Below are 235 nucleotides of genomic sequence, written 5' to 3'. Positions count from 1 at the left end.
GCCCAGGTGCTGGCCGATGGCGCGCGCCAGCGGCTTGAACTGCAGCAGCAGTCGGCCGCCCTGCTGGACGTGCGGGGGCAGGCGATCCATGGCTGCACGGACCGCGACCTCGGCCGCCTGGCGCTGAACGTCAAGCGCGCCGGGTTCAACCAGCGCGCCAGCAAGCCCGAGCCGGTGCAGGCGCTGGCCGGCCACATCGACGCCGACGCGCTGGCCGCGCTGACCCGCTTCAACG

The 235-nt window shown here is 74.5% G+C and carries 1 protein-coding gene; it reads left to right on the top strand.

The features are described from left to right. On the top strand, nucleotides 1-235 hold a 235-nt coding region (locus AC0IZJ_RS28780), incomplete at both ends, for a hypothetical protein (protein WP_471855706.1).

Source organism: Roseateles sp. AC306 (assembly GCF_979253795.1).
This window is presented reverse-complemented; position numbering and strand designations above follow the sequence as displayed.